The sequence below is a fragment of the Paenibacillus sp. FSL R7-0273 genome, from assembly GCF_000758625.1.
In the GTDB taxonomy this organism is placed as follows: Bacteria; Bacillota; Bacilli; order Paenibacillales; family Paenibacillaceae; genus Paenibacillus_AQ.
Window position 1 is genome coordinate 5,889,597 of sequence record NZ_CP009283.1, and the last position, 22,343, is coordinate 5,911,939.

At 54.3% G+C, this 22,343-nt stretch carries 18 protein-coding genes, 1 tRNA gene and 1 other annotated feature; of the genes, 9 read left to right on the forward strand and 10 right to left on the reverse strand.

Annotated features, from left to right (window positions below; translation table 11 throughout):
* Positions 1-34: 34 nt before the first annotated feature.
* The 3 genes from R70723_RS25300 to R70723_RS25310 form a co-directional block, all read right to left on the reverse strand.
* Positions 35-898 (reverse strand): phosphate ABC transporter substrate-binding protein, encoded by an 864-nt coding sequence (locus R70723_RS25300; protein WP_039876573.1) that lies wholly within the window; start codon positions 896-898, stop codon positions 35-37.
* A 60-nt stretch (positions 899-958) separates the two neighbouring features.
* Positions 959-2,371 carry a stalk domain-containing protein gene (locus R70723_RS25305; protein WP_144027111.1) on the reverse strand — a complete coding sequence of 471 codons (1,413 nt, stop codon included), beginning with the start codon at positions 2,369-2,371 and terminating at the stop codon, positions 959-961.
* 184 nt (positions 2,372-2,555) lie between these two features.
* Complete coding sequence (locus tag R70723_RS25310) at positions 2,556-3,005, reverse strand: hypothetical protein (protein WP_039876577.1); 450 nt, start codon at positions 3,003-3,005, stop codon at positions 2,556-2,558.
* A gap of 1,324 nt (positions 3,006-4,329) precedes the next feature.
* Between R70723_RS25310 and R70723_RS25315 the strand changes: the two genes are divergently transcribed.
* From R70723_RS25315 to R70723_RS25335, 5 genes are all read left to right on the forward strand, one after another.
* On the forward strand, positions 4,330-5,061 hold the full coding sequence (locus R70723_RS25315; protein ID WP_039876579.1) for an ABC transporter ATP-binding protein: 732 nt from the start codon (positions 4,330-4,332) through the stop codon (positions 5,059-5,061).
* Positions 5,058-6,095, forward strand: coding sequence for an ABC transporter permease (locus R70723_RS25320; protein WP_039876581.1), 1,038 nt, complete (start codon positions 5,058-5,060; stop codon positions 6,093-6,095). Before R70723_RS25315 ends, R70723_RS25320 begins: the two co-directional genes overlap by 4 nt.
* Before the next feature lie 70 nt (positions 6,096-6,165).
* On the forward strand, positions 6,166-6,852 hold the full coding sequence (locus tag R70723_RS25325; protein ID WP_039876584.1) for a TetR/AcrR family transcriptional regulator: 687 nt from the start codon (positions 6,166-6,168) through the stop codon (positions 6,850-6,852).
* A 219-nt stretch (positions 6,853-7,071) separates the two neighbouring features.
* Entirely contained in the window at positions 7,072-10,425 is a 3,354-nt protein-coding gene (locus R70723_RS25330; protein ID WP_039876586.1) for a DEAD/DEAH box helicase, read from the forward strand.
* Between the two features lie 137 nt (positions 10,426-10,562).
* Positions 10,563-11,144, forward strand: a complete 582-nt coding sequence (locus R70723_RS25335) for a thioredoxin family protein (RefSeq protein ID WP_039876587.1) — start codon at positions 10,563-10,565, stop codon at positions 11,142-11,144.
* A gap of 338 nt (positions 11,145-11,482) precedes the next feature.
* Here the strand turns inward: R70723_RS25335 and R70723_RS25340 are convergent, their stop codons facing one another.
* On the reverse strand, positions 11,483-12,955 hold the full coding sequence (locus R70723_RS25340) for an exosporium glycoprotein BclB-related protein (RefSeq protein WP_039876589.1): 1,473 nt from the start codon (positions 12,953-12,955) through the stop codon (positions 11,483-11,485).
* A gap of 33 nt (positions 12,956-12,988) precedes the next feature.
* Positions 12,989-13,339 (reverse strand): hypothetical protein, encoded by a 351-nt coding sequence (locus tag R70723_RS25345; protein ID WP_039876593.1) that lies wholly within the window; start codon positions 13,337-13,339, stop codon positions 12,989-12,991.
* Positions 13,340-13,572: 233 nt separating this feature from the next.
* On the opposite strand from R70723_RS25345, the gene R70723_RS25350 reads away from it, so the two are divergent.
* From R70723_RS25350 to R70723_RS25355, 3 genes are all read left to right on the forward strand, one after another.
* Complete coding sequence (locus R70723_RS25350; protein ID WP_039876595.1) at positions 13,573-13,878, forward strand: hypothetical protein; 306 nt, start codon at positions 13,573-13,575, stop codon at positions 13,876-13,878.
* A 40-nt stretch (positions 13,879-13,918) separates the two neighbouring features.
* Complete coding sequence (locus tag R70723_RS34300; RefSeq protein WP_256704630.1) at positions 13,919-14,044, forward strand: hypothetical protein; 126 nt, start codon at positions 13,919-13,921, stop codon at positions 14,042-14,044.
* 69 nt (positions 14,045-14,113) lie between these two features.
* Positions 14,114-14,333: a binding site (T-box leader), on the forward strand.
* Between the two features lie 97 nt (positions 14,334-14,430).
* Positions 14,431-16,290 (forward strand): arginine--tRNA ligase, encoded by a 1,860-nt coding sequence (locus tag R70723_RS25355; RefSeq protein ID WP_039876596.1) that lies wholly within the window; start codon positions 14,431-14,433, stop codon positions 16,288-16,290.
* An 832-nt stretch (positions 16,291-17,122) separates the two neighbouring features.
* Here the strand turns inward: R70723_RS25355 and R70723_RS25360 are convergent.
* Positions 17,123-17,196: transfer RNA gene (locus tag R70723_RS25360), tRNA-Arg, on the reverse strand.
* 197 nt (positions 17,197-17,393) lie between these two features.
* Entirely contained in the window at positions 17,394-17,762 is a 369-nt protein-coding gene (locus R70723_RS25365) for a hypothetical protein (RefSeq protein ID WP_039876597.1), read from the reverse strand.
* Positions 17,763-17,968: 206 nt separating this feature from the next.
* On the opposite strand from R70723_RS25365, the gene asnB reads away from it, so the two are divergent.
* Positions 17,969-19,813: an asparagine synthase (glutamine-hydrolyzing) gene (asnB, locus tag R70723_RS25370; protein WP_039876599.1), complete on the forward strand. Its 1,845-nt coding sequence runs from the start codon at positions 17,969-17,971 to the stop codon at positions 19,811-19,813.
* Positions 19,814-19,933: 120 nt separating this feature from the next.
* Here asnB and R70723_RS33840 read toward each other — a convergent pair whose 3' ends face one another.
* From R70723_RS33840 to R70723_RS25385, 3 genes are all read right to left on the reverse strand, one after another.
* The gene (locus R70723_RS33840; RefSeq protein WP_039876601.1) at positions 19,934-20,386 is read right to left on the reverse strand and encodes a hypothetical protein; all 453 of its coding nucleotides are present in this window, start codon (positions 20,384-20,386) and stop codon (positions 19,934-19,936) included.
* Positions 20,387-20,730: 344 nt separating this feature from the next.
* On the reverse strand, positions 20,731-21,567 hold the full coding sequence (locus R70723_RS25380; RefSeq protein ID WP_039876602.1) for an aldo/keto reductase: 837 nt from the start codon (positions 21,565-21,567) through the stop codon (positions 20,731-20,733).
* A 271-nt stretch (positions 21,568-21,838) separates the two neighbouring features.
* The gene (locus R70723_RS25385; protein WP_039876604.1) at positions 21,839-22,291 is read right to left on the reverse strand and encodes a cupin domain-containing protein; all 453 of its coding nucleotides are present in this window, start codon (positions 22,289-22,291) and stop codon (positions 21,839-21,841) included.
* Positions 22,292-22,343: the final 52 nt, after the last annotated feature.

Consider the following 22,343-nt stretch of genomic DNA (forward strand, 5'->3'; position numbering starts at 1 on the left):
CGCTGTTACCGTTCAATATAATGAAGCTTTTGGTTTAGCCTTTCATTGCTGCGATCGGGATGAACTTAAGCTTTTTGAGCGAGCCGTTCTGGAACTTCTTGCTCTGTACATATTCGATGAATTCCTTGGTCGCGCCGGTTGGCTGGCCCTTAGTCATGTAGTAGCCGTATGCCCAGATCTTGTATGAGCCGTTGATTACGTTATCCGTAGTAGCTGCGATACCGTTGTGCTTCACAGCCTTGATGTCGCTGCCGGTTACGTAGACAAGGTCAATGTAGCCGATAGCGTTCGGAGTAGTGGCAACGGCAGTTTTCATGTCACCGCTGGAGCCGGTTTCCTTGTAGTTCTTTTCTTTCTTCACGATGTCGCCGCCGCCCAGCGCCTTAGCCTGGTAGTTAACGCGTGTACCGGAACCGAAAGAACGGGTGATAACCACGATGTTGGCGTCCGAACCGCCGACTTCCTTCCAGTTCGTGATTTTACCGGAGAAAATACCGGCCAGCTGCTCCGTAGTCAGGTTGTCTACGCCGACGTTTTTGTTAACGATGGTGGCAAAAGGAATAACCGCTACCTTGTTCGCTACCTGTCCGTCAAAAGCCTTGAAGCCCGGAACGTCGACGCTTGCATCCCAGTCGCAGGCACCGATGTCAGCGATGCCTTTTTTAACAGCCTGCGGTCCGGTTACGGAGCCTTTGCCGGATGCAGCGATTTTCACCTTAGGGTGCAGCTTCTGGAATTCCTTAGCCGCCTGCAAGGTGAGCGGAAGCAGTGCCGTGGAGCCGTTGATGGTGATTTTACCCTTGAGGGTGTCGGCTGCCGATGCAATCCCCGCGAATGTTGCTGTCACAGCAATCACTGCTGTCAGAGCCGTTACCGTAAATTTTTTGAAAAGCTTCATGATCTGAATTCTCCTCCCGGCGCTATGCCGTTATATTGTGTGGGCTATGAGGGACGTGTCTTATTTAGTCAGCTGCAGCGCCTTGCCGCCCTGGATCAGCAGGACTTTACCGTCACTTACTACTGCCAGCCTGCTGGCGTCATGGGATACCGCAACCTCGGATACATCTTCAGCTGTCTGGAACAGCACCGTTTTATTACCGCTTGCGTCAATGGAGTAGATCGTAGTGCTTCCGTCTGCAGCCATACCGGATACAACAAGACCTGTAGCTACTCCGGCAGACCAGGTTGCTTCCGTATCCAGTGCAATGTTTGTAATGGCTCCGTCTGCGCTGATCGATTTCAGGGTGTTAGCCGCATTTCCTTCCGCATCAGCACTCAGATAGACCACGCCGCCGTTAGCAAGAATTTCAGGATACAGCTTGTTGTCGAGCTCTGTAGTCAGTGCTTTTGGCTTAGCATCCTTGGTTACGATGTCCAGTTTGTAGAGCTGCTCTCCTGCTTTACTGTAGTCTACAGTCAGGGAATCCTCGGTGCTGTCGGCATCATTTTTGGCTACGCCCGTTACATTGACGATATAAACTACGCTTTTTGCATCAGCAGCAAGACGGAGTTCGGATTTGTTTTCCACCTTATCCTCAAGCACAGCTTTAACCGTTCCGGTCTCAACCGCGATTTGGGCAATCTTTTCCTGCTTGTCGCCCTGGATGAAGTAGATCGTTTTGCCGTCCTGCGACCAGACCAGGTCTGTCTTCACGCTTGTATCGGTACCGAGGGAGGAAATCGCACCGTTCGCCAGGTTGATTAGCTTCAGCTGGCCTGTCTCATCCGTAAATGCGCCCCATTTCTGGTCAGCGGAAACTGCGAAATCCAGTGCACTTTCATTAGAAGAAAACACTTCATAGTCACCCGGATAAGCGCTGAATTTGAGCAGCTGTGCTGTTTCGGAATCGCTTTTGTTCGCAATGATGCTGCCGTCTGCGGTCCAGTGCAGGGTATCGAACTGGCCTTCCGGACGGGCAAAGCTCAGAATCTCCTGGCCTTCAGCCGAAAGCTCACCGCCCAGAGCGGTTACGAGCTTGGTCAGCTCTACGTACACTTTTCCGTTGTATACAACAGGCGCTACCGTAAACTGCTGTGCTGCACCGTCTACCACATAGCTTTTGGAGCCTGCCTGAAGCTGTACTGTATGTAATCCTTTGCTGTCATTTAATTCAAAGCCGCCGTTTGTGAGAATCAGCTTGGCACCAAGCTCACCGGCTACCTGGCTTAGCGAATACAGCTTGTAACCGCTGCTGTCGATGGTGCTGAACTGGGCCGGATTGCTGTTTACAGTCCAAGTGGCTGTACCTGTTTTCACTGTACTGGCGACGGCTGCGGCACTAGCGCTACCCGCTCCTACAATACTGCCCGCTCCCCCTGTTACAAGAAGTGCAGAAGCTAAAGCCGCGCTGAACCATTTACTATTTCTCAATTAGATTCACCCTTTTCCTATAGGTAACTGCTACTGTTATTTTCTTCTATCAGTGTGAATTCTGTTCGAGAGGATTGTTTGGCAAATATTAACTAGCACAAAAAAACCAGCCCCGTAATACCCTGGGGATAGCTCTTTGGTAAACGCTATGTAAAATCCTCTGCAAAAAATTCAATAAGCAATGTCAGTTCTCGATCCAGGTTACTATAATTTCGGCACCCCCGGGGTTCGCCGCAGAGCTGCTGCCGATAATCGAGTAAGAGTAGCTGCCCGGCGCTTTACCGCTGATGAGAATATTGTTTTTGTCCACAATTTGTGTACCGCTCTCCAGTGCCTTGTCCGCAATATATTTCATATAAGTGGTGCCCAGCGCTGCCATCGTCTGCTCAGTCTCGTAGATCAGCATCGAGGACTTCTTGCCGTCCACCAGTTCCCCCTCCGTAAACGTAATACCCGCACCCTCAGGAATCGGCAAATCGTCCGGAAAATACTGCGGCTCAACAATCTGCTCCTCAGCCAGCGTATGAAAATGCCGGTTCTCCGCACCGCCGCTCTCCGTCCGGCTGCACGCACTGAGGCTCAGGCTGGCGGCCAGCATAATCAGCAGGGGAAGCACAGGTTTCTTGGTAGGCATCGGTAGAATCCTCCTAGTCGGTATTAGGGTGAGAGAAGACAAAGGCGCGAGCGTGATTAGTTGTGCGGCTGGAATAGTAGGGTGTATGGAGTGGGTTGGGTGGCAGAGTGAATAGAGTGAATAGAGTGAATAGAGTGAATAGAGTGAATAGAGTGAGTTGGGTAAATAATGTGAATGAAATAAATATGAATGAAGTATATAGAGGTAATTAACCTTTTTGGCTGTATAGCAAACGGTTTCTACAAATTTTATATAAAATCGCAAATGAAACGGTTGATCCAGCGGGCAAATTATTTGAACATAATAGATGTTAAAAATAGGCCGATGCTAAAACCCATCAGTTGCTCTAACTATCCAAATGCTCCACCTAATCAGATATCCAAACAAATGAGATGCTCTAACTAACCAGATGCTCGAGCTAAACTGATGCTCTAACTAATCAGTTTAACTACTCGTTAACTAATCCATTATCTGCTGCTGCAAATGCAGGAGCAGATAAAACCACGCTTAGGACGAAAACAACGGGACTTTTACCGTTACTCGGCCCGCTCCCGCCCGCTTAGCACGGAAACAACGGGACTTTTACCGTTACTTGACCCATTCCCGCCCGTTTAGTGCGGAAACAACGGGACTCTTACCGTTACTTGACCATTCCCGCCCGTTTAGCGCGGAAACAACGGGACTTTTACCGTTACTTGGCCCGCTCCCGCCCGCTTAGCGCGGAAACAACGGGACTTTTACCGTTACTTGACCATTCCCGCCCGTTTAGCGCGGAAACAACGGGACTTTTACCGTTACTTGGCCCGCTCCCGCCGCTTAGCGCGGAAACAATGGGACTTTTACCGTTACTCGGCCCGCTCCCGCCGCTTAGCACGGAAACAACGGGACTTTTACCGTTACTTGGCCCGCTCCCGCCCGTTTAGCGCGGAAACAACGGGACTTTTACCGTTACTCGGCCCGCTCCCGCCGCTTAGCGCGGAAACAACGGGACTTTTACCGTTACTTGGCCCCTCCCGCCCGCTTAGCGCGGAAACAAAGGGACTTTTACCGTTACTCGGCCCGCTCCCGCCGCTTAGCGCGGAAACAACGGGACTTTTACCGTTACTTGGCACGCTCCCGCCGCTTAGCGCGGAAACAACGGGACTTTTACCGTTACTTGGCCCGCTCCCGCCCACTTAGCGCGGAAACAACGGGACTTTTACCGTTACTTGACCCATTCCCGCTCGTTCTCCACCCTCCGCAAATAATAATTTACAATTTGCAGGCAACCCGCTACAATAATGAGTGAGTACTCACTCATTATAATGGAATCGAGGAGATCGACATGAGACAGGATGCTCCGGTTATTTCCGTAAACCACGTCAGCAGGGCTTTTGGCAGCAAAACCGTGCTGAAGGATATCAGCCTTCAGGTGAACCGTGCGGAGACGTTCGGGCTGCTGGGCCCGTCGGGTTCGGGCAAGACTACATTGGTTAAGCTGCTGACCGGTATCGACGAGGCTAGCTCCGGTGACGTACAGGTTATGGGTGTCACGATGCCCAAGCTCACGATGCTGCAGCAAATCGGTTATATGGCCCAGTCGGATGCTTTGTATACGGAGCTTAGCGCGAAGGAGAATCTGGAGTTCTTCGCAGCCCTCTACGGGCTGAAGGGCGGGAACCGCACGCGGCGGATCGGCGATGTGATGGAGCTGGTCAACCTGCAGGAGCATCTGCGCAAGCGCGTGGACCAGTACTCCGGCGGGATGAAGCGCCGGCTGTCGCTGGCCATTGCCCTGCTGCATGAGCCTTCGCTGCTCATTCTGGATGAGCCTACTGTAGGAATTGACCCGCTGCTGCGCCAGTCGATCTGGAAGGAGCTGCGGTCGCTCAACCAACAGGGAACCACCATCGTGCTGACTACTCACGTTATGGATGAGGCAGAAAAATGCGACCGGCTCGGCATGATCCGGGACGGTGAGCTGCTGGCGGTAGATACTCCGGCAGGATTAATGCAGGCTGCCGGCTCGGCAACGATCGAGGAAGCTTTTGTAACCTATGGAGGTGCCCGCAAATGAGAATCCGTGCGATAACTCTGCGTATTCTGCGGCAGTTCATTCATGATAAACGGACGATGGCGCTGATGTTCATCGCTCCCCTGCTCGTGCTCAGCCTGATGAGCCTTGTTTTTAACAGTGAGGCTTACAAGCCGAATATCGGCGTTAGCGGAGGCGCTGCTGTCTTCACCTCTGCGCTGGAGGAACAGGACGCTACTGTTATAAGTTTTACTACCGCTGAACAAGGAGAGGCTGCCCTGCGTGACAGCAGCATTGATGCTTTGATTACCGTTGAAGGAACAGCACCCGCAATTACCCTGGAGGGCAGCAATCCGGCCGCTAACCGCGCCGTCATGCAGGCTCTGCAGGAAGCAATTCTGCAGCTGCAGCCGGCCGCCTCCAGTCAAGGGCTGCTTCAGCCGTCGGTCAGCTACATGTACGGATCTGAGGATATGACGACGATCGACCGGTTCGGGCCGATTATGATCGGCGTGTTTGTCTTCTTTTTCGTCTTCCTGATTGCCGGTGTTTCCTTCCTGCGGGAGCGGACGACCGGTACGCTGGAACGCCTGCTCTCCACTCCGCTGAAGCGCTGGGAGATTGTGCTCGGGTATGTCGGCGGCTTCGGGATTTTTACGGTTGTCCAGGCGCTGCTGATCTCCTGGTTCTCGGTCCAGGTGCTCGGCATTATGATGGCCGGCAGCTTCGGCTACGTCCTGCTCATCACACTGCTCCTGGCGATTACAGCGCTCACTCTCGGTACACTGCTCTCGGCATTCGCCGGCAATGAGCTGCAGATGATCCAGTTCATTCCGCTGGTCATTGTACCGCAGATTTTTTTGAGCGGCCTGTTTCCGCTAGATACTCTGCCGCTGTGGCTTCAGCGGACCGGCCTGGCGACACCTATCTATTACGGCGCCCAGGCGCTGATGGATATTATGATCCGCGGCAAAGGCTGGAGCTCCATCGCTCTGAATGCCTATGTGCTGATCGGCTTTTCCCTGCTGTTCATGGTGCTTAACGTGCTGGCCCTCCGCAAGCACCGCAGAATGTAGCTCCGGTGTTACTTCATAAGCGGGCATGTTACTATAGACGGAAGAGCAATCATTTGTGGAGGACCAGATTATGAAGAACGAGAATGCGGAGCAGCGTGAAAAAGAGCAGTGGATTGAAGAGTTTACGGCCCTCAAGGATGAGGGGCAGATGACGCCGAAGCAGATCTCCATTCTGGAGGCGGCTATTGAGATTTTTTCCGATAAAGGATTTTCGGCGGCATCCACCAGTGAAATCGCCCAAAAGGCCGGCGTAGCTGAAGGGACTATTTTCCGCTATTACAAAACAAAAAAAGACCTGCTCCTGTCCATAGTCGGCCCGGCAATGAGCCGGATGATCGCCCCGTTCGTGATGCGTAATTTCAAAGGTGTGCTGGATATGCCGTTTGAGAGCTATGAAGCGTTTTTGCGGGCTTTTATTGTGAACCGGCTTGATTTTGCCCGTAAGAACTTCAAGATTATCCGGATTCTCGTCCAGGAGATCCCCTTTCAGCCTGCACTGCGGGAGCAGTTTGCCGAGAATGTCCTGGCCCAGGTGCTGGAGCGTGTCACTTCAATTACGGAGCATTTCAAGGCTAAAGGTGAGGTTATCAATGCCCCTACCCCGGCCATTATCCGGTTCACCATTTCCTCCGTGATCGGCTACCTGCTGGCCCGCCTGCTGCTGATGCCGGAAAAGGACTGGGATGATGAGGAAGAGATCAGTCTGCTGATCAGCTTCATGCTGCACGGGATCGGCGGTCCGGCGCTGCGTGAGTAAGGTCTGACCGTGCTCTCCGGATAATTCCGGAGTAATCAGCCATTATGGAAGCAAGACTTCCGTGATGGCTTTTTGGCTTGCAGGCAGCGGCTGCACTCTTACGCTGCTATCTGTAACAATCTGGACTGCTCTTTCACGGCGTACGCCTGTTCTGATAAGATGGATACTATGGTCATTCGTGACGCTTGTTCAGAACGATGTAAGGAAGTGATCTTAACCATGGGATATTACGTGCCGGAGCGGGTAATCCGCCTGCTATGCGGCAGTGAAGCGCTGGACAAGGGCCGCGCCTATTACGATGCGGGCCGAGTCCGGCTGACTTATATAGAGAATAACAACAGGCTTGAATACTCCATATACCGTGCGGAGATTCATGGACTGGAGAGCTATGAGGCAGCGCTGACCATTGATGCCGACGGGGACGTGAATGCGGAGTGCACCTGCCCTGCCTACTATCACGGCGGCGCCTTTTGCAGGCATATTGCAGCCGGGCTGGTCGGCATTCTCCGGCTGGAGGAAGGTGATACTGCTGCTGCCGTTGATGAAGATCAGCCTTCGCAGCTGCCTGACCCCACTCCGGCAGAAGCCGGTGTACTCACCCCGCGCAATGCTCCCGTCAGCAGCCCGGGGGTTGCTGAACGTTCAGGAGACCGGCAGCTCGTAAGCGGTATGCTGGAGGTGTTCGCGGACGGCAGCAGCAACAGCCGCCCCCGCCCCAGCGTTACCGGAAGCTACTCGGATCTCCGGACCCCGCTGCAGGTGGAGTTCATCTGCAAGCCGGTGACCATCAGCCACCGCACACAAATGCTTGGCATTGAGCTCAAGGTCGGGCCTAAGCGCCCCTATATTGTACAGAAGATCAGAACCTTCCTAGACCGGGTACAGCGCCGCGAGCCCTTCGAGTTCTCCAGACATTTCAGCTATGACCCCGCACTGCATTCGTTCGACAAAGAAGACAATGCCGTGCTGCTGAAGCTGATCGAAATATCAGCCAATGAACAGCTGTACCGGGCCGGTGTTAATCCCTATGCTGTACAATCCGGCGGAATGGGCGGAGACCGCGTGCTGGCAGTTCCTCCGGTATTCTGGGAAGCACTGCTTCCGGTACTGCTCGCTGCCCCCTCCGCCTATCTGCAGCAGGGTGATCTGATTATGGAGAAGCTGCAGCTGTCCGCTGAGGCTCCCCCGCTCGACTTCGCGTTTGACCAGGCGTCCGGGGAAGGCTACCGGCTTGATATTCAGGGTATGGCGGAGATTATGGTGCTGGAGGATTACGGCCTGGTATTATCCGGCGGCAGGCTGCTGAAGCTCGGGACAGAGGAATGCCGCAGGCTTTCGGAGCTGAAGCGGATGCTGGCAGCCGCACGCAAGGACGGGCTGGCCATTGCCCCGGAGCAGATGGAGCCTTTTATGGAGCAGGTTATTCCCGGACTCAAAAAGCTTGGCCGCGTGCATATTGCCGAAGCTATCGCAGGCCGGATAGTCCAGACCCAGCTGCAGGCGCGGCTGTATCTCGACCGGGTAAGGGACCGGCTGCTTGCCGGCCTCGAGTTCCAGTATGGCGGTATTGTGATCAATCCGCTGGAGGAGGACAGCCGCAGCCGGGGCAGCGAGGTGATCCTGATGCGTGACGGGGAGGCTGAGCGGCGGATTCTCGGGCTGATGGAGCATGAATCTTTTGTCCGGACAGAAGGCGGCTACATTATGAACAATGAAGAAGGGGAATATGATTTTCTCTATCATACGATCCCGCTTCTCGAGCCGCTGCTTCAGGTATATGCCACCACCGCCGTCAAAGCCAGAATTGCCGCCGACACCTATATCCCTAAGGCTGTACTGACCTGGAATGAAAAAACCGACTGGCTGGAATTCAAGTTTGCCATGCAGGGCATACCGGAGAGCGAGGTTGTACAGATTCTGGAGGCACTGCGTGAAAAGCGCAGATACTACCGGCTTCCGGACGGTGCGCTGCTGCCGCTGGAGAGTGCGGAGCTGCTGCAGATTATTGAGTTCATGAATGAGCTCGGGGTCAACAGTGTGCCTTTTACGAAGCTCCAGTTCACTCTGCCTTTAATACAGGGCCTGCAGCTCAATCCTGATGCCAAGCATGGTGATGCCGTTACCATCGGGCGCTCCTTCCGGCGGCTGATGGCCAATATGGCCAGTCCCGAAAATCTCGATTTTCCGCTGCCGGACAGCCTTGCTTCCGTGCTTCGTGACTATCAGCAGTTCGGCTTCCAGTGGATGAAGACGCTGGCCCATTACCGGTTCGGCGGCATTCTAGCTGACGATATGGGACTCGGCAAAACACTGCAGAGCATCGCCTTCCTCCTCTCCGAGCTGCCGGATATCCGCAAGGGGGGCAAGCCCGCCCTGATCGTCGCGCCTGCTTCGCTGCTCTACAACTGGCGGAATGAGCTGCAGCGGTTCGCCCCCGAGATCAGGGCGGTTATCGCTGACGGAAATCTGAGTGAGCGCAGCAAAGCGGTACGCAGCGGTGCTGACACCGACGTCATTATCACCTCGTATCCGCTGCTCCGGCGGGATATTGAGCGTTATGCGCGGCTGTCGTTCCACACGCTGATTCTCGATGAGGCGCAAATGATCAAGAACCATGCCACCCAGACCGCGCAGGCGGTAAAAATATTGCAGGCCCGCTACCGTTTCGCCCTTACAGGAACGCCGGTTGAGAATGCGCTGGAGGATCTGTGGTCCATTTACAGTGTGGTCTTCCCGGGCCTGTTCCCCGGCAAAAAAGCGTTCCATGATCTGCCGCGCGAAACGGTCGCCAAGCGGACCCGCCCGTTCCTGCTGCGCCGTCTAAAGAGCGATGTGCTCAAGGAGCTGCCGGATAAAATCGAATCCCTGCATGCCTCCGAGCTCCTGCCTGAGCAGAAAAAGCTGTACGTCGCTTATCTCGCCAGACTGCGGAAGGAGGCGCTGAAGCATCTCGACAACGAGGGCTTCGGCCACGGCCGGATCAAGGTGCTCGCGGGGATTACCCGGCTGCGCCAGCTCTGCTGCCATCCCGCCCTGTTCGTCGAGGACTATGCCGGAGGCTCGGCTAAATTTGACCAGCTGCTGGAGATTATTGAGGAATGCCGCAGCTCCGGCAAGCGGATGCTGATCTTCTCCCAGTTCACGGAGATGCTCGGGATGATTGGACGGGAGCTTGCGCTGCAGGGCGTCCGGCACTTTTATCTGGACGGCAAGACGCCGGCAGCCCAGCGTGTGGAGCTGTGCAGCAGGTTCAACGAGGGTGAAGGCGACCTGTTCCTTGTGTCCTTAAAAGCCGGCGGCACCGGCCTCAACCTGACCGGAGCAGACACGGTGATCCTCTATGATCTGTGGTGGAATCCGGCTGTTGAGCAGCAGGCTGCCGACCGGGCCCACCGGATCGGACAGAAAAAGGTCGTGCAGGTCATCAGGCTGGTCGCCCAAGGCACCGTGGAGGACAAGATGTACGAGCTGCAGCAGAAGAAAAAAAATCTGATCGAGGAGGTTATCCAGCCCGGGGCAGAGGCGCTGTCCGCCCTGACCGAGCAGGATATCCGCGACATTCTGATGCTCTAACTCTATTGCAGGTTTGGTAGTGGAGTGGCAAATAAAGTATAATGACAGGGATTGTTACTGCTTAAGCAGCAGGCCGTCCGGCCTTCTGCCGCTTCTCTCTTAATGGTTTTATACTATTCTACCGGAGGTGCATTAACATGAGCTTTACCCTGGAACTTGGATCTTCCGCTCCTGACTTCAGCCTGAGGGCAACAGACGGCCAGACCTATTCACTGGACAGCTTCGCCACGGCAAAAGCACTGGTTATCTTCTTCACCTGCAATCATTGCCCGTTCGTCGTCGGCTCGGATGAGGTCACGCGCCAGACAGCGGAAAAATACCGCGAGCACGGTGTCGCTTTTGCCGGCATCAACGCCAACAGCGAAGCTACCCATCCTAACGATTCCTTTGAGCACATGGTGGTGCGGATGGAAGAGCAGAAATTCCCGTGGCTCTATCTCCGCGACGAGACACAGGACACTGCGCGGGCTTACGGTGCGCTGCGTACGCCGCATTTCTTTGTATTTGATCAGGAGCGCAAGCTGGTCTACACCGGCCGCGGCGTCGATAATCCTCGTGAAACGGACAAAATGACCGTTAACGATCTGGATAAGGCGCTGTCAGAGCTGCTCGCCGGACAAGCAATCAGCACGCCGCTGACCAATCCCATCGGCTGCAATGTCAAATGGGACGGCCAGGACGCGCACTGGATGCCGGCTGAGGCTTGCGATTTGGTATAAATCTTTGAGTTAACCGGGCCCGTGCGGCCCGGTTTTTTTGTGTGTTAATGGGATTTCCCCCTCTATTCCGGGATTTCGGGCACGGGTTTGGTGCGGTTAGTGGGATTTTTCCCTCTATTTCAGGGTTTTGGGCACGGGTTTGGTGCGGTTAGTGGGATTTTCCCCTCTATTCCGGCGTTTCGGGCACGGGTTTAGTGTGGTTAGTGGGATTTTTCCCTCTGACAGAGACTTTGTCTCGCGGCAAGGTTCCGCCAGTATTATCAATAAAAAAGAGACTTCCCAGCCGGCGGCTGATGAAGTCCCTCTTTTTACATTAGTTAGTTTTATAGATGCCTGGCTTAGACAATGGTCAGGCCGCCACTTGCGTATCCAGCGACAGTAGAAGCTATATCAAGTCCGGCTGTAACTGAGGACGAGAAGACCATCAGCAGACGGTCACCCGCAGCAACCGGAATGCTCAGCCCCGAAGTAAGGCCGCTGCTGATTGTACCCAGAGCGAGGACACCGGTCAGTGGCGGAGCCAGCGTAACCAGCGCACCCGGTACAGCTGTAAAGGTATTATTCGGCGTTGTCGAGCGGAACAGCTGAGCGGTTATTGTAACCGTCGAGCCTACCAGTGACAATGCCGCTGTTGTGCTGAAATAGCCGGCCAGTGAAGTAATTGTACCCGCACGAGGTACAGAGAAGGCAAAGTTGAGCAGTGTGCCTGCCGCACCTGTGAGGTCAATGACCCCGCCGGTAATGGTTACACCGGTCGCACTGTTGCCAAAGCCGATCAAGCTGGAAGTATTCAGCAGACCGCCAAGTACAGTAGTCAAGGCAGCCGGAAGTCCGGATGCGTAAGGGATAATAGCGCCGGAGCCTGTTGGCCCGGTCACACCGGTCGCCCCTGTAGTACCTGCTACGCCTGTAGCTCCCGTAACCCCAGTCGCTCCCGCCGTGCCTGTCGCACCTGTAACCCCAGTCGCTCCTGCCGTACCCGTAGCTCCTGTAACCCCGGTCGCTCCTGCCGTGCCTGTAGCTCCCGTAACCCCGGTCGCTCCTGCCGTGCCTGTCGCTCCTGTAACCCCAGTCGCTCCTGCCGTGCCCGTAGCTCCCGTAACCCCAGTCGCTCCTACCGTACCCGTAGCTCCTGTAACCCCAGTCGCTCCTGCCGTGCCCGTAGCTCCTGTAACCCCAGTCGCTCCTGCCGTGCCCGTAGCTCCCGTAACCCCAGTCGCTCCTGCCGTGCCCGTAGCTCCCGTAACCCCAGTCGCTCCTGCCGTGCCTGTCGCACCTGTGGCACCGGTCACTCCTGCGCCAGTCGTCCCGGTTACACCCGTTGCCCCCGTCGCTCCGGCTGCACCAGTGGCACCTGTTGCTCCCGTCGCGCCAGGCTCTCCGCCGCCAGGGCCAGTTGCGCCTGTTGCGCCGGCCGGCCCGGTTGCTCCTGTTGCACCTGTAACGCCGGGAATCTCACCCATAAGCTCGGCTGAGACCAGACGATGAGCTGTTACCAGCTCACCCGTGCTGCTTTTGCCCCATAAAGAGATTTGAATCGGATCATCCGGCGGGTCGGTAGGCGTAACAAACAAAAACTCAAAGCCATCCAGATCCGCATAATAGTTATTCGTAATCACCTGGTTCGGTGCGAGATTAAGCGTCTCGCTGACATACAGGTTTCTTACACCGCCAAGCAGATAGTAACCCTGTACAAGCACGTTAGAAGCAGTTATGTCGCTGCGGTTATCTACACGGAGCGTAACTTGTGTGGTGGGTCTTGCGCCTGCAACCATGTTGTTTTCTATCGGTCCAGTAGAATAAAAACTCATCTGTGCAACTCTCCTTTTCCTATAAAATCTGTATTAATTCATGATCTCGCGGGAGGCCACACGGTGAGCTTCCACCAGCTGTCCGTCTGTCTGCTTGCCCCACACTGAGACCGCCAGATCAGCATCCATAATTCCACTGGTTGTAAAGACAAACTCATATCCGTCCAGATCCGCAAAATAGTTCCGGGTCACAGCCTCATCAGGAGCCACATTGATAACCTCACTAACGTACAGATTTCTGATTCCGGTAAAATAGAAGCCTTCAATCAGAACGCTGGCTGCCGTCTGGGAAGAACGGTTGTTAATCCGTATTGTCACAAGCTGGGCTGGTCTGACTCCCGATACAGGACTGTTCTCGATCGGTCCGGTTGATAATATTGCCATCCTGTTTCCTTCCTCCTTTCCATTCTCCCATCTATGAAATTTAAGCTGTGAATCTATCGGCGCTTCTAATGAAACGCACACTATATTACTATTCCGGCGCAGGACCGGCGGTGTGGACATGAGACAGGCTGCATACACCAAAATATCCAAATCCGCATAAGCTGTGCATAAGGAGAGAATGCCTATCGTGCTGCTGCTTTCCTGAAAAGTTGCATAAGGAAGAAGGGAGTCTCATGCCCCCTCCCGGCAAAGGAAAGAAGACAACTGCAAAAAAGCCGCCGGCAAACCCCAAAGCACAAACCCCAAAAGGGCTGGAATTTGCGGTTGCAGCGCTCCTCCTGACCGGCAAGCTGAAGGTAGACTCCATTCAGATGTTCACGGATGCTTCGCTGCTTGTCAGCCTGGTCGGCAAATATAAATCACTGAGTAATCTGAGCCAGAGCAATGTGGATAAGCTGGTCAGCTTTCTCGACGATAACAGCAGCCTGACGCTCCAAGAGATCATGACCGCCCTGAAGCAAAAAGCGGATAACACATAGACGGCAGCATCTTCAACCTGCATAAAGGGGGATAGCGCTCATGGGAAAAGAGGATTTTGACGGGGAGAATTTCGCCGGCGGGCTTCTGCTGGTTATTGTAATTGCTCTGCTGATCTACGGCTCCACAGATATAAAAGACCTGACTGCAGCACCGACCTCAGATTAATATTTTTCAACTTTCTCTCTCCCGGCCCTTGCTTTCTCCCTGAAATTCGCTATACTGATAAAAATCCATATGCAATCGATGAACGGGATAGTAGTGTGCCTGATCTAGTCTCAGCGAGCCGGGAATGGTGGAAACCGGTACAGATCAGCCCATGAAGCGCACCCGGGAGATGGACTTCTGAACCAACAGTAGGAAGCCCCGGCTGAAGACCGTTATCTTATGAGCGGCTAAACAGAGGTTTAGCAACTAGAGTGGTACCGCGAGCGCTAATCAGGCCTTCGTCTCTTTTGAGAGATGAGGGCTTTTTCTTATGCACAGGGGCGCCGGTTCATGGATAATGCAAAATTGTGTGCGGACGCTTTACCCATTTAGGAGGTCATACATTTATGTTAAGCCAGCTTATCAAAAACGCTCTGGAACAAAGTGTACAGCAGGTATTTACGAAGCTCGGGACCGCAGCAGCGGATCAGCCCGCCATTGTGCTGGAGCAGCCGGCCAATCCTGATTATGGCGACTATTCCACTAACATCGCTATGCAGCTAGCCAAATTACTCCGTAAAGCCCCTATGGCTATTGCAGAGCTGATAACAACAGAAATCAGTCACACTGGAGGTTTAAACAGCCTTTTCGCCAAAATCGACACCGCCGCTCCGGGCTTCATTAACCTGTACATCAACTGGCAGGAATGGGCCGGACGAGACTTTGAACTCCCTGCGGCTGCAGGGGAAAAGGTAATCATCGAGCATACTTCTGTGAACCCGAACAAATCCATGCACGTAGGTCATCTTAGAAATGCCTGTATCGGGGATGCGCTGGTCCGGATTTTGCGGAAAACCGGGTATAACGCCGAGGTCCATAACTATGTGGATGATCTCGGCAATCAGCTGGCGGATACGGTGGTCGGGCTGCTTCATGTGCCGCTGTCGGTCGGGCATGTCCGGTTTGGCGATTACTGCTGGGATATCTACGCCGGTGTGAACAAAGAGTACGCACTGCATCCGGAGAGTGTGCACAAACGGACAGAGATTCTTCATGGCCTCGAGGAGGGCAGCGGCAATACGGCCTGGCTGGGCAGTCTGGTTGCTGAGCGGATTGTGCGGGAGCATGTTGCGGAGATGAAGGCTTTTGGTATCCGTTATGATCTCCTGGTCTGGGAGAGCAATATATTGAAGGAGGGCTTTTGGGCTTCGGCTTTCGCGCTGCTGGCACAGACCGAGGTGTTCGTGCAGGAACGTGAGGGCAAGCTGGCGGGCTGCTGGATTCTCAAGCAGGCTGCGGGAGAGGATACGGACGGGTCTGATGCGGAGGAGCATCATAAGGATAAGGTGCTGGTGCGCTCGAACGGGATTTTAACCTACACCGCCAAGGATATTGCCTATCATCTCTGGAAGTTCGGGCTGCTGGACAAGGACTTCAGCTACAGTGAGTTTAATAGCGGGCTGTGGACCACGGGGCTGACCGGAGAGCAGAGGGCTTTTGGCAAGGCTGACCGGGTGGTAAATGTTATCGACTATAGACAGGAGTATCCGCAGGCGATGGTCAAGCAGGCACTGGAGGTGCTTGGATTCACGGAGCAGGCCGAAAAATTGCATCATGTCAGCTACGGCGTAGTTTCACTCAGTCCGGCATCCGCAGCAGAGCTTGGCATCGACATTTCGGAAGGCAAAGCCTCCTACGCCATGTCCGGCCGCCAGGGTATCGGCATCAAGGTGGCTGAGCTGGTGCAGCTGATGGAGAATACGATAGAAGCCACCCGTTCTGACAAAAACGGCCTGTCCAGCCGGCTCATCGCCACCGCTGCCATCCGTTATTATCTGCTGCGTTTTAATCTGGGGACGGAGATTATCTTCGACTTCAAGCAGGCGACCGAGATTTCCGGCAACACAGGCGTGTACCTGATGTACACCTATGCGCGTGCAGGCAGTGTGCTTAGTAAGGGTGCGGCTGCAGCACCTGTCCTCCCCGCCTTCCCGGCAGAGCTGCAAAAAGCCGAGCTCGCCCTGCTGAGGCATCTCAGCAATTGGCAGGACACACTTTACACCGCAAGTGTTCAGCTGACGCCGAATACGGTCTGCAATTATGCGCATACGCTGGCTTCGCTGTTCAACAACTTTTACTCCGCCTGCCCGATTCTAAAAGGCGGGGCAGAATCCGTTGCCTTCCGCCTCTGGCTTACGTACAGATTCCAGACAACGCTCGGTGAGGTGCTGGAGGTGCTCGGCCTGCCGCAGCCGGAGCGGATGTAAGCAGACGGCGGTTATAAATTTAGGCGTGGCTAATGCGGCTTAGCGGACAGCAGCTACAAATCAAGGGCTGATTGATGCTGCTCTGCGACGGCTGCTGCAAATCAAGGCCTGACTGGCGCCGGCCTTGCGACGGCTGCTGCAAATCAAGGCCTGACTGGCGCTGGCCTGCGACGGCTGCTGCAAATCATGGCCTGACTGGCGCTGGCTGCGACGGCTGCTGCAAATCAAGGCCTGACTGACGATGGCCTGCGACGGCTGCTGTAAATCAAGAGCTGACAGACGCTGGCCTTGCGACGGCTGCTGCAAATCAAGGCCTGAATGCCCCTGCTCAGCACGCCGCTGGATGCGTAAACAATATAACTGCATTCTGTGCAGCTAAATCCGCAGAAAAGCATACTTTTTCCGGTATAAGTGTATTCCATACAACTAAAATCCGTAAAAATGCCCGTTTAGCCGGATTTCGGGTGTTTTAGTTGCACAAAGTACAGCTAAAGTGGTTTTAGCGAGCCGAACAACAGCTTTAGTTGCACAAAGTACACTTAAAGCCCTATTCGTGCCGTGCTCTGCCTACTCTACCTACCCTACCCTGCCCTGCCTGCCCCTACCCGCCCTTTCCCGGGCTCTCATTCCGCCTGAACACAGCAAACCAGCCTCCCACAAGGAAGACTGGTTTGCTGTGTTACGTCCCAAAGGGCTGCAGCCCTTTGCCGCCTGATTACAGGACATACGCTAACGGAGCACACGCCCCAACGCCCCTCTACCGGGCTCTCATCCCCCGGGACCCCGCAACGCAAAAACAGCCTCCCCGAAGGAAGGCTGTCCATGCTTGTTACGTCCCGGAAGGGATTCGAACCCCCGACCGTGCGCTTAGAAGGCGCATGCTCTATCCAACTGAGCTACCGGGACATATAAAATGTAGCTTTTATATACTATGTATTAACGCAACGTTATCTACTATAACGCATTGGGAATTTTTTTTCAAGGCTAATCTTCGGAAAAATCAACATTTCTGCCCCCGGCAGCGGAGTCCACGGCAATGTTTGCCGTTCACACAGCTTCCTTTCGCCGCCGGGGCAGAGGCACCGGCTTACCAGCCGCAGACATCAGTGCCGCTTAAGCGACACCTGCCGGAAATGCTCTCCCAGCTGCTTTTTCAGATGGCCGAAAATCAGCAGCTCACGCTGGAACTTGGAGCGCTCATCCTCCGGGCTCATGACAGGACTGCCCGTAAACGCGCTGACTGTCACATCCTCAAAGGCATTATGCATATTATTATCAAACCAGTCGGTTTGGGTGTCTGCATCATTCGTCAAAATGCGGACAATCTCATAGCCTTCCTCATGCTGGTCCTCCACGATGTACACCAAAAGCGCTGAATCGCCTACAGCTCCCGGTAATACGCCAACCTCGGCACATGGAGCACCGTCATATTCGGTCATTCTGCGGATTTTGGCGTCTTTAATGTAATACACTTGTCATCATCCCTCCTGGCAAATTTTCCTCTACCCTAGTGTTCGGATAAGGACATACATTTTATCCCTTCAATCGGCATATATCTGTATTACTTGGCAAAAAAGAAGCAAGTGATTTCAGCGGGACCCTATAAGGATTTCCGGCACGCAGAGCAGAGTAATTCTTATATTTGGACAACAATCGCACAAAAGAGAGGATGAACATCATGTGCGGAATAACCGGCTTTATCCAGTGGCGCGGTGACCTTACCCAGCACTCGCAACTGCTTGTGAAAATGACTGAAACCTTATCGAACCGCGGTCCTGATGCCGCCGGTACGTGGATTTCGGGCCCCTGTGCCCTCGGACACCGCCGGCTGAGTGTAATTGATCCTGAGAACGGCGCACAGCCGATGATCGCCCGGCAGGATGAGAATGTCTATGCGCTCGTGTACAACGGCGAACTCTATAATGCAGGTGAGCTCAAAACCGAGCTTAAGCAGCGCGGCCACCATTTCCAGACCCAGTGTGATACCGAGGTCCTCCTGCATGCCTACATGGAGTGGGGACCCGACTGCACGGAGAAGCTCAACGGCATTTTCGCTTTTGCTGTCTGGGACAGCGTGCGGGACCATCTGTTTCTGGCACGTGACCGGCTTGGTGTAAAACCGCTGTTCTACAGCCAGGTGGAGGACGTGTTTGTTTTTGGGTCCGAGCCCAAAGCGCTGCTGCAGCACCCCAAAGTCCAGCCGAAGGTCGGCCCCGAAGGGCTGGCGGAAATCTTCATCGTCGGTCCGGCCCGCACTCCGGGACAGGGGGTATACAAAGATATATTCGAGCTTCGCCCCGGTCATGCCATGATTTATAGCCGCAGCGGTATCCGCAAGTATGCTTACTGGGAATTGGAGAGCTATGCTCATACTGACAACGTCGATGAAACAGCAGCCAGAGTGCGTGAATTGCTGCAGGATACGCTGGAGCGCCAGCTCGTCTCCGATGTTCCGGTCTGCTCCCTGCTGTCCGGGGGACTGGACTCCAGCGCCTTGACGGCCCTCGCCGTTCAATACTACGACCGCACCGGCCAGGGCCGGGTGGATACCTATTCAGTTGATTTCGTCGATAACGACAAGCATTTTAAAAGCCATACGTTTCAGCCCGGTGCAGACGGACCATGGATCAAGCGGATGGTTGAAGAGCTGCAGACGAATCATCATTACATTAATTTTGATACTCCGGATCTGGTGCCGGCGCTCGATAACGCCCTTTACTCGCGTGACCTGCCGGGGATGACGGATGTCGATTCGTCGCTGTATTTATTTTGCCGGGAGATTAAAAAGAACGCGACCGTCGCTATCTCCGGCGAAGCCGCTGATGAAATCTTTGGCGGATATCCCTGGTTTCACCGGGAAGAGGCGCTCTCCTCCGGTACCTTCCCATGGTCGGTAGCCCCAAAAATGCGTGCAGGATTATTGTCGCCCGAAGTAAGGGAATGGATACGTCCGCTGGAATATTTAGGTGACCGGTACAGCGATGCGGTCGCGGAGGTGCCTAAGCTGGACGGGGAGACAGGCAAACAGGCACAGATGCGCGTAATGTCCTATCTCAATATCACCCGGTTCATGCCTACTCTGCTGGACCGCAAGGACCGGATGAGCATGGGCGTGGGACTTGAGGTCCGTGTTCCCTACTGCGATCACCGTCTGGTGCAGTACGTCTTCAACATTCCATGGGAGATCAAGACGGTAGGTAACCGTGAAAAGGGCATTCTGCGCAAAGCACTGGAAGGTGTACTGCCGGATGATGTGCTCTACCGCAAAAAAAGCCCCTATCCCAAAACACATAATCCCGCTTACCTGAACGCCGTGCGCACGCAGATGCTGAACATTCTGGACGATCCGTCCTCTCCGATCCTGCCGCTGATTGATCCGGCCCAAATCCGCGCGATTGCCGCTTCACCGGAGTCTTCCAGTAATCTGCCCTGGTTCGGCCAGCTGATGTCCGGCCCGCAGCTGTTCGCCTATCTGGCCCAGGTGAATCTCTGGCTGCAGAAGTATAATGTATCCATTGGATAAAAGTTTCCGCAACTCTAGATAAACATATTTAGATCAAGGGGGTATTATCCCTGATGCCCGGCTCTGCAAAAAGTTCAGATTTCTGCTGATAAACTGTACCCTTCCTTCCTGATACTATCCTTAAATTTCATACACCTGGCTGTGCCGGCTGCCGCTGCTGCTCATCAAGCAGCTGCAGCCGGCTTGCCTGTGCTTCCCGGGCAATTCTGCATTCTGCCCAGGCTCCACCGGGTCTGCTGTCTGTACGCCCGTAGCCTGCAACTGTCCTGGCTCACACCCTGTCACTGGAAAAGCACCTGACCTCCACAGCTTGGACAAGACCTCCGGCTTCCGTTGCAGCTCAATCTCTGGACAACCTTTGCCCTTTATTTCGCCCATTTGAGCTATCCGGGCGAATTCAAAGGCATTTTTGACCTTCATTTCGCCTATTTGAGCTATCCGGGCGAATTCAAAGGCACATTTGCCCTTCATTTCGCCCATTGGAGCTATCCGGGCGATTTCAAAGGCATTTTTGCCCCTCACTTCGCCCATTTGAGCTGTGCAGGCGATTTCAAAGGCACTTTTGCCCTTCATATCGGCACGTTAGATTGGCTGCAGGCTTTCAACTATCTATTCTTGATTCCTCAGAGACAGGCACAGCCCCCCCGGTTACCAGCTAAAGGAACGGTTTCAGGTGCAGCACAAAGAGCAAGCCGTGTACGTTGGTTGCATACGTTCAGCTTGCTCTCTGACATTCGTTGGTTGCATGCGTTCAGCTTGCTCTCTGACATTCATTGGTTGCGTACGTTCAGCTTGCTCTCTGACATTCGTTGGTTGCTTACGTTCAGCTTGCTCCCTGACATTCGTTGGTCGCGTACGTTCAGCTTGCTCCCTGACATTCGTTGGTTGCGTACGTTCAGCTTGCTCTCGCAGCCATCTTAGAAATTAAAGTTATCCGGGTCCGGACCAAACCGGTGATTCTGGTTCAGCTCCTCAATTGCCTTTACATCATCATCGCTAAGCGTAAAGTCAAAGAAGCCCGCATTCTCTACAATCCGCTCAGCATGCACTGACTTTGGAATGGTGATTACGCCCTGCTGCAGATCCCAGCGCAGCACGATCTGCGCCACGGTCTTACCGTACCGTTCAGCCAGCTCCTTGAGCAGCGGCAGATCAAGGTTCCCCTGCATCAGCGGGCTCCAGGCCTCCACCTGAATGTCATGCGCCTTGGCAAATTTCAGCACCTCCCGCTGGGTCAGCAGCGGATGGAATTCGATTTGGTTCACGGCCGGCACCACGCCGGTATCGTCGATGATATCCTGCAGATGATGCACCTGGAAGTTGCTGACGCCGATGGATTTGATGAGTCCTTCCTTCTGCAGGTGAATCAGCGCCTTCCAGGTGTCCCGGTATTTGCCCTTAACCGGCCAGTGAATCAGATACAGGTCAATAACATCCAGCCCGAGCTTCTTGCGGCTTACTTCAAAAGCCTTCAGCGTCGATTCATATCCCTGGTCAGGGTTACGCACCTTGGTCGTGATGAACAGCTCGTCCCGCGGGACTCCGCATTCACGGATGGCCTGTCCGACCCCTTCTTCATTATTATATCCGGCTGCCGTATCAATGCTGCGGTAGCCTGTTTCAACTGCCGTCTTCACTGCCTGGATAACCTCTTCGCCGTCCTTGGTCTGCCATACCCCCAGGCCCAGCCACGGCATGGTTGCCCCGTCATTCAGCGTCGGTCCGCCCGAAAATGGTCCATTCAATTCGCTCATTGTTAACCCTCCAAGCCTATTGGTGTGATCAAGCATCTATAACCTCAAAAATGGCTGAGGAATCAGCCCGGATTCAACAAGATTATAACAGATTGCGGCAGCGCTACCAAAATGCTTTGACCGCCAGCTATTCCACTCGTCCGGACTCCGCCATATCAGCACATAATCCCTACGCAAAGCAGGACCTTTACAAGTATGCTGACTCAGGTGCCTTTAAAGCCCCCAAAAAAGAGCGTCTGCCGCAACTGCAGCAGACGCTCCTCTTCTTTTCTTAATCGATCAGCTTGAAATCATCAAAGCTGAATTCCGGCGATACGATGCAGGAGACCAGCACCGGCTCATCACCAAGCGGCCGCGCCGCCTGCCAGACACCTGCAGGAATAACGACCTGCGGCTGTTGTCCGGCCAATACGTCGGCGCCGAGGACCACCTCGGTTACGTTCTCGGGCTGTGCACCGCTGCCGCCCAGGCTCAGGACAATCGGGCTGCCGGAATGCCACAGCCAGATTTCATCGGAGAGCACGGTGTGCCATTCGGACTTTTCACCCGGATGAAGCAGGAAGTAGATCGAGGAGGCCGATGCTCTGGCTCCTGAATAGTTACTGCCCAGTGTCTCCTGGGGAATTTCGAAGGATGAGTTCCATAATCTCTTGTACCATCCGCCCTCTACGTGGGGTTCCAGCCCCAGTGCTGCTACCAGCGGAGAAATTTCTTTTTGCGTCACAGTATCTGCTCCTTAAAGTATGCCGCGTAAGCAACCACTTAGATTTGTGTTT

What these genes read in the sequence shown, in the direction of transcription:
- R70723_RS25300 (WP_039876573.1), bottom strand. Translation starts at nt 898, where the DNA reads ATGAAGCTTTTCAAAAAATTTACGGTAACGGCTCTGACAGCAGTGATT.
- R70723_RS25310 (WP_039876577.1), bottom strand. Translation starts at nt 3,005, where the DNA reads ATGCCTACCAAGAAACCTGTGCTTCCCCTGCTGATTATGCTGGCCGCC.
- R70723_RS25315 (WP_039876579.1), top strand. Translation starts at nt 4,330, where the DNA reads ATGAGACAGGATGCTCCGGTTATTTCCGTAAACCACGTCAGCAGGGCT.
- R70723_RS25320 (WP_039876581.1), top strand. Translation starts at nt 5,058, where the DNA reads ATGAGAATCCGTGCGATAACTCTGCGTATTCTGCGGCAGTTCATTCAT.
- R70723_RS25325 (WP_039876584.1), top strand. Translation starts at nt 6,166, where the DNA reads ATGAAGAACGAGAATGCGGAGCAGCGTGAAAAAGAGCAGTGGATTGAA.
- R70723_RS25330 (WP_039876586.1), top strand. Translation starts at nt 7,072, where the DNA reads ATGGGATATTACGTGCCGGAGCGGGTAATCCGCCTGCTATGCGGCAGT.
- R70723_RS25335 (WP_039876587.1), top strand. Translation starts at nt 10,563, where the DNA reads ATGAGCTTTACCCTGGAACTTGGATCTTCCGCTCCTGACTTCAGCCTG.
- R70723_RS25340 (WP_039876589.1), bottom strand. Translation starts at nt 12,955, where the DNA reads ATGAGTTTTTATTCTACTGGACCGATAGAAAACAACATGGTTGCAGGC.
- R70723_RS25345 (WP_039876593.1), bottom strand. Translation starts at nt 13,339, where the DNA reads ATGGCAATATTATCAACCGGACCGATCGAGAACAGTCCTGTATCGGGA.
- R70723_RS25350 (WP_039876595.1), top strand. Translation starts at nt 13,573, where the DNA reads ATGCCCCCTCCCGGCAAAGGAAAGAAGACAACTGCAAAAAAGCCGCCG.
- R70723_RS34300 (WP_256704630.1), top strand. Translation starts at nt 13,919, where the DNA reads ATGGGAAAAGAGGATTTTGACGGGGAGAATTTCGCCGGCGGGCTTCTG.
- R70723_RS25355 (WP_039876596.1), top strand. Translation starts at nt 14,431, where the DNA reads ATGTTAAGCCAGCTTATCAAAAACGCTCTGGAACAAAGTGTACAGCAG.
- asnB (WP_039876599.1), top strand. Translation starts at nt 17,969, where the DNA reads ATGTGCGGAATAACCGGCTTTATCCAGTGGCGCGGTGACCTTACCCAG.
- R70723_RS33840 (WP_039876601.1), bottom strand. Translation starts at nt 20,386, where the DNA reads ATGAAGGGCAAAAGTGCCTTTGAAATCGCCTGCACAGCTCAAATGGGC.
- R70723_RS25380 (WP_039876602.1), bottom strand. Translation starts at nt 21,567, where the DNA reads ATGAGCGAATTGAATGGACCATTTTCGGGCGGACCGACGCTGAATGAC.